This window comes from Duganella callida (assembly GCF_004614165.1).
Lineage (GTDB): Bacteria > Pseudomonadota > Gammaproteobacteria > Burkholderiales > Burkholderiaceae_D > Rugamonas > Rugamonas callida.
The window spans coordinates 1-2,793 of the sequence record NZ_SPVG01000184.1 but is presented as its reverse complement, the minus strand read 5'-3'; the positions used below and the strand labels follow the sequence as shown (position 1 = coordinate 2,793).

Here is a 2,793-nt window from a genome sequence, read left to right as displayed (position 1 = left end):
CAATACCGTTCCCGCACCACCACCCACGGCCGCAACATGGCCGGCGCGCGCGCCCGTTTGCGCGCCACCGGCCTGCAGGGCGGGGGCGACCAGATCGCGCTGGAACACGCGGTCCGCAGCGGCGGCCTGTTGCTGATTCCCTTTGCGCGCGAGAGCACCTGGGATCTGCTGCGCGGCGGCTATGGCGCCGATCTTGCCTTCATCGACCGCGGCATGTTGTGGGTGATGCAGCGCTATGAGGTCGATGAACAGGCGATGGCCATCGCCGGCTTTTCCGACGGCGCCTCCTACGCGCTGTCGGTGGGGCTGATGAATGGCACGCTGTTCAGCGACATTCTGGCGTTTTCACCCGGCTTCATGGCGCCGCTGCGGCGCGAGGGGCATCCGCGCATCTTCGTCTCGCACGGCCTGCACGACAAGATCCTCGGCGTGCAGCGCGGGCGCAGCGTCGCCGAACGTCTGGCGGCGGAAGGCTATCAGGTCCGTTACGAGGAATTCGACGGCGCCCACCTGGTCCCGCCGGCCATTGCCCACGCCGCGCTGGCGCGGCTGCCGCCCGGCCATGACGCCGACGGCAGCGGCTAGCGCGCGCCGGACGCCCGCCCGGCGTGGACCGCGACGAATTGTCCCGCCTGCGCGGGCATGACAGCGCGGGCTACTGACTGTCGGCGATGCAGACGCGGTTGCGGCCCTGCGACTTGGCCTGGTACAGCGCCTTGTCGGCCGCCTCCACCAGCATCCCCGCCAGATGCTCGCCGCGCCTGGGCGCCAGCATCGCCACGCCGGCGCTCAGCGTCACCTGCCCGAACGGACTGCCGTCGTGCGGCAGCTGCAGGTGCTCGACCGCCTCGCGGATGCGCTCCGCCACCGCCCACGCGCCGCTGGCGTCGGTGCTCGGCAGCAGGATGCCGATTTCCTCGCCGCCGTAGCGCGCCGTCAGGTCGCCGGGGCGGCGCGGCGTCAGCGCGCGTATCAGCTTGCTGACCGCGCGCAGCACCTCGTCGCCGGCGCTGTGGCCATACAGGTCGTTGTACTGCTTGAAGTAGTCGACGTCGATCATGATGAAGGCCAGCGTGCCGCCGCCGCGCGTGGCGCGGCTGAACTCATTGCCCAGCGTGACATCGAACTGGCGCCGGTTGGCCAGCCCGGTCAGGCCGTCCTGCATGGCCTGGCGCTCCAGCGTGCGGTTGGCGCTTTCCAGCGCGTCGCGCGCTTCGCGCAGCTGCTTCTCGGCCTGCTCGCGCAACCGGATCTGATTCACCAGCCGCTTGCCGAAAAAGCCGATCAGCGCCGCCAGCACCACCACCCCGATCGAGCGCATGAAGGTGTCGCGCCGCCAGCGTTCCAGCATCTCCTCGCGCGACAGCGCCGCCGACACGAACAGCGGGTAGTGCTCGAGCGGACGGAAGGCGTTGAGCCGCACCTCGTCGTCGTGCGAGGAACGGAAAAAGGCGCTGCCGGTGCGCGCCGCGCCGGCCTGGCGCGCGTAGTGCAGGAACAACTCGGTGTCGCGCATGCTGCCGCCCACCCGTTCGCTGTCGTAGGGCTGGCGCAGCATCAGCACGCCGCCGTTCGACACCAGCACCACCGCGCCGCGCGCGCCCAGGTCGAAGCCCTGATAGAAGCGGCGGAAGTATTCGACGTCCAGCGTGGCCAGCGCCACGCCGCCGAAGCTGCCGTCCGGCCGGTCGATGCGGCGCGACACCGGAATGATCCACTTGCCGCTGGAGCGGCTGATCACCGGCTCGCCCACGTGCGGACCGCGGTCGGTGTGGGTGCGGTGATAGATGAAATACTCGCGGTCGGAGTTGTTGTAGGTCTGGTCCAGCACCGCGCGCGAATTGACAATCCAGCGCCCGTCCTGGTCGTAGACGAACAGCCCGACCAGCTGCGGCAGATTCGCCACATGCCACTGCATCTGCTTGCGCAGGCGCGCCAGCGGCGTGGCGCCCTGGCCGTCGGTCTCGATGCGCTCCACCACGTCGGCCAGCGCGGTGTCGGCGGCCTTGATGGTGTCGTCGGCCTGCTGCGCCATGGCGCGCGCCACGTTGGCGGCCAGCCGCTCCATCTCCTGCAGCTGCTCGCTGCGCGCATTCAGGCTGCGCCAGACGTCGACGCCGACCAGCGACAGGCACACCACGCCGACGAACACGGTGGCCCAGAAGGTGATGGAATATCGCTTGAACATGTCTCGGCGCGGGAAGCTGTTCTTCCCACAGTTATACAGCATTCCCGCCCGCTTAGCGCGACAACATCGGTCGCAGGCTTTGCCAGGCCAGGTCTGGGGTCAGCTTCACCATGCAATCCTGGTGGCCCAGCGGGCATTCGCGCTGCTTGCATGGCGAGCAGTCGAGCCGCAGCGACAGCGACGCGGCCAGGTCGGAAAACGGCGGCGCGTGATCGGGATCGGTGGGGCCGTACAGCGCCAGCACCGGACGGTTGAGCGCCGAGGCGATGTGCAGCAGGCCGGAATCGTTGGCCACCACCGCCGCCGCGCGCGCGATCAGCGCGATGGCTTCCGCCAGGCTGGTGGCGCCGGCCAGGTTGTGCACGGTGGCGCCGGCCGGCAAGCCGGCGGCCACCTCGGCGCACGCTTCCTGATCTTTGGGAGAACCGAGCAAGGCGATCTGGGTGGCCGGATCGCGTTCCAGCACCGCTTGCGCCAGGCCGGCGAAATGGCGCGCCGGCCAGCGCTTGGCGCCGCCGAATTCGGCGCCCGGCGCCATGGCCACCAGCGGCCGCGCCGGATCGATGTCCAGCCGTTCGCACACGGCCGCGATCTGCGCCGCGCTG

The 2,793-nt window shown here is 70.0% G+C and carries 3 protein-coding genes; 1 reads left to right on the top strand and 2 read right to left on the bottom strand.

Annotated features, from left to right (window positions below):
• Positions 1-213 precede the first annotated feature (213 nt).
• Positions 214-585: an alpha/beta hydrolase gene (locus E4L98_RS31300; protein WP_371857253.1), complete on the top strand. Its 372-nt coding sequence runs from the start codon at positions 214-216 to the stop codon at positions 583-585.
• Between the two features lie 70 nt (positions 586-655).
• On the opposite strand, the gene E4L98_RS18360 is transcribed toward E4L98_RS31300, so the two are convergent.
• Entirely contained in the window at positions 656-2,188 is a 1,533-nt protein-coding gene (locus E4L98_RS18360) for a sensor domain-containing diguanylate cyclase (RefSeq protein WP_135202998.1), read from the bottom strand.
• 52 nt (positions 2,189-2,240) lie between these two features.
• Positions 2,241-2,793 (bottom strand): lipopolysaccharide heptosyltransferase II (gene waaF / locus E4L98_RS18355; protein ID WP_135202997.1); only part of this gene is annotated, 553 nt, incomplete at its 5' end.

Coding starts and splice junctions, on each gene's coding strand:
- E4L98_RS18360 (WP_135202998.1), bottom strand. CDS start 2,188: ATGTTCAAGCGATATTCCATCACCTTCTGGGCCACCGTGTTCGTCGGC.
- E4L98_RS31300 (WP_371857253.1), top strand. CDS start 214: ATGTTGTGGGTGATGCAGCGCTATGAGGTCGATGAACAGGCGATGGCC.